The organism is Pseudomonadota bacterium (genome assembly GCA_030859565.1).
Lineage (GTDB): Bacteria > Pseudomonadota > Gammaproteobacteria > JACCXJ01 > JACCXJ01 > USCg-Taylor.
Window position 1 is genome coordinate 1 of the sequence record JALZJW010000172.1, and the last position, 6,579, is coordinate 6,579.

Consider the following 6,579-nt stretch of genomic DNA (forward strand, 5'->3'; position numbering starts at 1 on the left):
ATGTTGGTATCGAGCAGATAGCGCATCAGCGCCTGGACTTTTGGGCAGCACGCTTGCGCATCGCCGCATTCATCTCGGCGCGGATGGCATCGAAGTCCGGACCTTGCTCGGTCGTGGTGCGTAACGGCTCGCGTATCCAGCGATCGAGGTCCACGGGCCAGGCCTGCAGCGCGTGGCGCGCCAGATACTCGCGCACCGCTTCCCGGATCACGCCGCTGCGGCTCGTCTGCCGCGTTTGAGCGAAGGCGTCGAGGTCTTCGACCAAGGGATCGGGCAGATGGCTGCTGAAGTTCACGCAGGCCTCCGAAGTAGTAACATGTTAGGCGCTTACGAGAACAACATCGACAAGATTTTGTCGATATGTGCTGCCCCGATAGGGGCCACTTTTTCGGAGCACAGTCTCCGAAAAAGCGTAGATTCTCACGCAGCCAATGTTATACAGACCGACTTCAACGAATCTGGCCTCAAGACCAAGTCGAGTCGTCCGCCGAAGAAGGCCGCAGTTCGGAACGCGACCTCGAAATCCCGTGCCCGGACACAAAAAACCCCGCGCGTGCGGAGTTAAGGTGGCGGAGGTCGGTGGCTCCGAACCGAGAGGGTAATCTATCCCGCTGGCCACGGTCGCCCCGATCGGATCCATTGCCGCGCCGCTGTATGTTCTCTTCATCGTGGGATCGTTTTCCTCGTAGGGTGACTAGGAGCCTCAACTGTGCAAGTCGTTAATGAGTGCAAAGATCTTCTCTGGCAGAGCTTTGATGCTCGTCGCGCGCTGACGGAAAATGTCAGGCTTGGTCGCGGCAAAGCCGAGAAGAGCGGCGAGTCAAATTGATCCATCTCTCATTTTGAGAGTGAATAGCGCTGCGCAAACAGGATTAGGAAAAGTTTCGCACAGCTTTTACTAAATTTTCGGGTGTCCCGATGTCGAGACAGGTGTCATCGGGAAATACTACCCCTTCTAATCGCAGATCACTTTCGATTGCAGCCTTGAGAACGTCTCCAACAATCAATTCTCGCTGCTCCTGCATATCGTCCTCTCTAGTTGCTTTTTGGATAGCGCCAAGATATTCATGCATGAAACGTGTGAAGACCGGTGTCCAGAGAGCTATACCCCATCCATAGCGTAGATGAGTCTCTTGAGGTTTTATCGCAATGAGATTTATTCGGCCGTGGTCGTCCAGATCCACCATGTCCCATTTCTGCGGCTGATCGATGGGGAAGAGCCCTAACACTACATCGGCACTCGTGGTTGCTTGCCTGGCCAGCAATCGAACGAATGCATCGTCAGTCTTGAAAAGAATATCGGGATAACCGAATGCCACCAACGCGCTGTGCAGAAAGGGATAAGCCTGGTCCAAAGTGTAGGGCGCGCCAAAAGGCAAGCCCATCATCAAGTAGGCTAAATGCATATCCAACATTGAGCCATCGCCCAGATAGTCGGGAATGTCCCATTTGCCTTTGCCTAACACAATGTAGACCTTGATGACACCCGCCAATCGCATCTTCTCGAGCAGATAATGACAAACCACTTTCGGACGCACGCTCTCACCTTCGTCCAAGGCCCGGAAGCCCACTGGATATAACTCTTTGCTGCAAGGTAATGGGGCCAGCCGCGTTGCTTTCCCGCCTGCCGGGAGTAACCCAATGACTTCCCGATAGAGTTCTCGGTCCCGGTTCGAGTTAGCCATGGTTTTCGCCGATCCCACTACTGGTGCCCGTCACTACGGCAATTTTATCCGTGAATGCTTTCAGATCTTACTCCAACTTGGTATTTGTTAAAGCCGGGTCTTACTACAGGACAGATGAGGCAGGTCTCTGCGTTCGACCACCGCCAACGGCCGGCCGACGGCGCTGCGGTCACGGACGCCGTGATGGATGCACTACGATTTCTGATGCAGGGCGGGCGGCTAAACCGATACTGAAAGCTCCACGTCATTTGCAGCGCACGATAGTGAGCCTGTGCGCCGCTAGCGAATTACTCAAGTGCAAAGGTAAAGAGGGCGTTACCAGCGGTAACAGTGACCTGTTGGCTGCGATCGCTTAGATAGGTGATCGGAGCTGCTGTGATCCACCCTCCAATATTGACACGCAAGACCTCTTGACCAGTGGAGGCGTTCAAGGCGAAGAAAGAACCCTTGTGGTTTCCACCAAACACCAGGTCGCCGCCTGTGGACAGGAGCCCAGAACACTGCTCGTCACAGTTCTGGTATTCCCACTTCACCTCCCCTGATTCTGGAATGATGGCCCGCACCATACCCTTTGCCCCAGGGACCGGTGTGAAAAACCCGCCGGCCAAATGGATACCAAGCCGTTCTTTGGGCACCGGCTGAGCAATGCGCATCAAACCACTTTCAATGACTGAGACATAGAACAAACCCGTGCTAGGATGATACGAGGGGGAGAACCACAGCGCTGCCTTATCCGGGTAAGTCAAGGTTCCTTCAGCGGTGGGGGTCATATCGGGTCTCCGGATCGGCCGGCCCTTGCCGTCTATCCCGTCGGCCCAGGTCTGCTTCGCAAACTGCCGAGCCAGCAGAAACTCGCCACTTTCGCGATCTAGCAGGTAAAAAAAGCCATTATTGTTGGCATACAACATCAGCTTGCGCTGAGAATCGCGGAACTGCGCATCCACTAAGACCGGAATCTGGACGGCATCGAAATCATGGACGTCATGCGGTGTAAATTGAAAGTGCCATTTAAGCTTTCCACTATCCGCATCTAATGCAAGCATGCTGTCCGAATACAGGTTGTCACCCTTGCGAACCTCGCCGTTGAAAGTCGGTGAAGGGTTTGCGGCGCCCCAGTAGGTCAGGTTCAAATCCGGGTCAAACGACCCTGTTAGCCAAACAGCAGCCCCGCCCGTCTTCCAAGAATCACCTTCCCAGGTCTCATTTCCCGGCTCCCCAGGCGCCGGAATGGTATAGAAGCGCCATACCCGTTTGCCGGTCTGCGCGTCGTAGGCATCGATATATCCGCGGATACCCATCTCACCGAGTGCAACACCCACGATAATCTTGTCTTTTACAGCGAGGGGAATGCCAGTGATTGAGTGCCCTGTCCGGTAGTCGCCCACCTCCACGTCCCAGATCACGGAGCCAGTCTTGGCATCGAGCGCGACCAGGCGGCCATCGAAGGTACCCAGGTAAAGCCTATCACCGAGCATGGCCAGGCCCCGGGCTGACTTCCCGCAGCAGACAGGGACCCGCTCCGGGAGCGCGCGTTTATAGGACCAGAACGGCCTCCCTGTGGCGGTGTCGAGCGCGACCACGTCATTGGGAGCTTGCGCCACGTATATGACGCCGTTAATAACGAGTGGGGTCGCTTTGACGCGTTCCACGGTCGGCATCTGGTACACCCACTTCAGTCTCAGATTTCTAATATTTCCAAGATGAATCTGATCGAGACTACTGTGATGGTGACCATCATAACTTCCTGAATAGGTGACCCAGTTGCCAGCCTCCTGACTTGCGTTGCGCAGGTGTTCGTAGCTCACCTGCGCGGACAGACACGGCGGACAACGGACCCCCTTGTCCTCGGCAGCGCTCCCCCCTACGTGGCCCTGATTGAGACCCTGGCTCAGCGACTGCACGTAAGCAACTACCTGCCAGATCTCGCGCTCGGACAGGGGAAACCCCGGCATCGCTGTTCTAGGGACGCCGCGGGAGACGGTGCGGAATAGGGCCCAGGCCGCACCGCCGTGGCGAAAATATCCCTGAGTCAGGTCGGGGCCATCGCCACCCGTTGCGTCAAGTCCGTGGCATCCCGTACACTTTTCCCGAAAAATTCCGTTGCCCTTGGCTACATCGCCCGCCGATGCATAAGGATTATCGATCAGGCTTTCGGCCTTTTGCGCTCCGCTCTTCGGGCCCATCACTTTAATCATCTGAGCCCATCCTACATGGGGGAGCAGGCCTTGGAGCTTCAAACCCACTAAGCGCGTTCTCCAGTGGATTTTCGGGTTAGTTGTCATCCCGCTGGCCAGGAACACCACGCCCAGCACCACTATCGCAAGGCTCGCAACAGTCCATATCTTTTTTCGCCTCATACTGAATAGCTTCCAACGGTTAGAAGACAGTGACACGTAAGGTCCGAGATCACCAACTCAAAATCGCCAAACATCTGCGTCAGCACGGCCTCCAAGGCGGCGCCCACGTAACGCTCGCCGAAATGACGGGCATGCCGACGCGCGGGGGGATATCATTCGCGCGGGTCATAGGTCTCGGAGATCAACCAGCGGTCTTGGGTGATGGCACTTGACTTACATGTCCGGCATGGCTTCTGACACCCCTGGCCTTCGGCACTCCGGTCGAACAGGCTCGCCGCCCGTAGCATTATACAGCCCCATTCCTCATCGATAACGGGTCAGGAAGGGTCAGGAATCGGTTGAGAAATGGAATTGGATCTCTTATGCTTTTATTTCTGGTCAGGAGCAACCACGGACCGTGCCGGGCAGCGTCCAGTTGTAAGAGCATTGTCATATCACGATTAAGAACCATTATTGTAGAGTATTGGCAATCTAGAGGTCTGTTGGCGACCTTGCTCAGATTTGGTAGGCGGTGCTGAGTCTGGTGATCGTCGAGCGAGCGAACAGATTACTTGTAAATATATCCTCTATATCATTCGATCCTTGGTGGACAGCGATTGGCTTTCTGAGGGCATGAGGCATACCTCCAGGCGGTGAATCGTCGAAATGTACGCAAACACCTAAAAGCTGCGTAGTCCCATGCGCCGAAGGCAATCGCCCGGCGAGCAGCACGGCCATATGGAGCGGCAAGGGCAGCAATGCAAACCGTCACCTTTTTCATCACAACGGCCCGGTCCGGCACTCAGTCGCTCCACGCGGCATTGCAGACGGCATATTCGGATCTGCTCGTCGCCGAACATGAACCGATCCGCTATGCCTATGCGCCGAAGCAGTGCCTGCGCGACCCTGCGGCCTTGGCCGCCCTCCGTATCAAACCGGTGGTTCGGCAGCATCTTGACCACATCCACGAAGTGCTGCGGCATAAATCCTATGTCGAGGTAGGTTTCCCTGCGTTCGCTGCGGCTCCCCTTCTCGCGGAGGAATTCGGGGCACGCCTGCGCCTGGTGCAACTTGTTCGGCATCCGGTGCGGGTGGCTGCTTCGCTCGTGACCCATCAATGGTTCGATCCTGGCCGGCGGGACGATATCCAGACCAATATTATGCCCGCGCCAACGGACCCCGGGGTGCATTTAAAGCACTACCGCGACCGATGGCCGCACATGAGTCCCTTTGAGAAGGCGCTTTTCTATTGGAGCGAGGTGCATCTGTACGGTTTGGAGGTTCGAGACGCGCTTCCTTCGGTGCCGTTTCTCCAGCTCACCTTTGAGGACCTCATGGCGCAAACCGCGGCACACGAGCGCTTGGTGGCGTTCCTCAACGTTCCCTATCGCCCGGAGTGGAGCAAAGCACTCGCCAGGCGGAGCGATAACCACCGACGGACAACGGTGGACACGATCGACCTTGCCGATGTGTATAAGCACCCGGAAATCATCGCGTTGGCCGAGCGCTTCGGCTACAATGTCGGTGACATCCAAAAACGAGCCTTTATGATGCGCTACCGGGGTTCCTGGATCACACGAACCCTGCGCCGGCTCAAACGCGCGCTTGTCCGCCGTATCGTGCCTAGCGGCTAAAACGTGCCCCGAATCAACCGAAGAGTGAACGCGAACGCGGCCAATCAGCGCCCGTGAGGGTGACGCGCTATGCGCGTCGAGTTGATGGGTTACGGCGCAAACGGCGCGCCTAAGTACCCTACCTCGATGCCTTCGGCTTAACGGTCGCTTGCGCGTGAGCCCTCCTTGCGCAAGCGTTTCAAAAACACGCGCATTTCCTTCGCGGCTTGAATATCGCCGCGACTCTCGGCGAGGGTGATACCTTTTTCATAGGCCTGGATGGCCTCATCGGTCAGGCCTTGTTCTGCGAGGACCTTTCCATAAAGTTTCCAGGCCGCGGAATACCCGGGATCGAGCACCAGCGCTTAATTCGCCGGCTCGCCGGAGGTCTGTTTCGGATCGATGCCGAGCGCCCGTAATTTGCGGTAAAGATGGGTGCGCTCGAGGCCCACACGGCCCGCGACCCGGCTGATGCTCCCACCGGCGCGCTGGAGCTGATACTCAAAATAAGCCTTTTCAAACTGCTCGCGCGCTTCCCGTAATGGGCGGTCAAACCCAGGCAAGGGCTCCGTTAAGCTCTCTGCGGTGCGGATCCCGAGCGCGGCTTCGACCTCGAAGCCTTCCACCGTCTCCCCGCTACCCAAGATCAGCAGCCGTTGCACCAGGTTTTTCAGTTCCCTGACGTTACCGGGCCAGCCGTAAGAGCGAAGCTGTTTCTGGGCCGGGGGTGTGAAACGCCGCCGCGGTAATCCGTCCTGAGCAGCGAACAGTTCGCAATAAAAGGCCAACAATTCCGGGATATCTTCCGCATGCTCCCGCAAGGGGGGGAGTTGCAGCGGGACCACATTGAGATGATAGTAGAGATCGTCGCGAAAGCGTTCCGCCCGAACGTATTCCATGAGGTCGTAGCGTGTCGCTGCGACGATGCGGACATCGATCGTGACC

Annotated in this window: 6 protein-coding genes and 1 pseudogene; 2 read left to right on the top strand and 5 right to left on the bottom strand. The window is 56.8% G+C overall.

Annotated features, from left to right (window positions below; genetic code table 11):
- Positions 1-25: 25 nt before the first annotated feature.
- From M3436_18235 to M3436_18245, 3 genes are all read right to left on the bottom strand, one after another.
- Entirely contained in the window at positions 26-295 is a 270-nt protein-coding gene (locus M3436_18235; protein ID MDQ3565945.1) for a ribbon-helix-helix protein, CopG family, read from the bottom strand.
- Positions 296-872: 577 nt separating this feature from the next.
- On the bottom strand, positions 873-1,685 hold the full coding sequence (locus M3436_18240) for a sugar phosphate nucleotidyltransferase (GenBank protein MDQ3565946.1): 813 nt from the start codon (positions 1,683-1,685) through the stop codon (positions 873-875).
- A gap of 287 nt (positions 1,686-1,972) precedes the next feature.
- Positions 1,973-4,000, bottom strand: a complete 2,028-nt coding sequence (locus M3436_18245) for a PQQ-dependent dehydrogenase, methanol/ethanol family (protein ID MDQ3565947.1) — start codon at positions 3,998-4,000, stop codon at positions 1,973-1,975.
- Positions 4,001-4,071: 71 nt separating this feature from the next.
- On the opposite strand from M3436_18245, the gene M3436_18250 reads away from it, so the two are divergent.
- Both M3436_18250 and M3436_18255 read left to right on the top strand, forming a co-directional pair.
- The gene (locus tag M3436_18250) at positions 4,072-4,254 is read left to right on the top strand and encodes a hypothetical protein (GenBank protein MDQ3565948.1); all 183 of its coding nucleotides are present in this window, start codon (positions 4,072-4,074) and stop codon (positions 4,252-4,254) included.
- A 525-nt stretch (positions 4,255-4,779) separates the two neighbouring features.
- Positions 4,780-5,655 carry a hypothetical protein gene (locus M3436_18255; GenBank protein MDQ3565949.1) on the top strand — a complete coding sequence of 292 codons (876 nt, stop codon included), beginning with the start codon at positions 4,780-4,782 and terminating at the stop codon, positions 5,653-5,655.
- Positions 5,656-5,792: 137 nt separating this feature from the next.
- On the opposite strand, the pseudogene M3436_18260 reads toward M3436_18255, so the two are convergent.
- A pseudogene (locus M3436_18260) lies at positions 5,793-5,999 on the bottom strand (hypothetical protein).
- Positions 6,000-6,579: sigma 54-interacting transcriptional regulator (locus M3436_18265; GenBank protein ID MDQ3565950.1), on the bottom strand; the 580-nt coding region annotated here is incomplete at its 5' end. It lies immediately after the preceding pseudogene.

Excerpts from the sequence above, each read along its gene's own strand:
- M3436_18255 (MDQ3565949.1), top strand. The coding sequence starts at position 4,780 with ATGCAAACCGTCACCTTTTTCATCACAACGGCCCGGTCCGGCACTCAG.
- M3436_18240 (MDQ3565946.1), bottom strand. The coding sequence starts at position 1,685 with ATGGCTAACTCGAACCGGGACCGAGAACTCTATCGGGAAGTCATTGGG.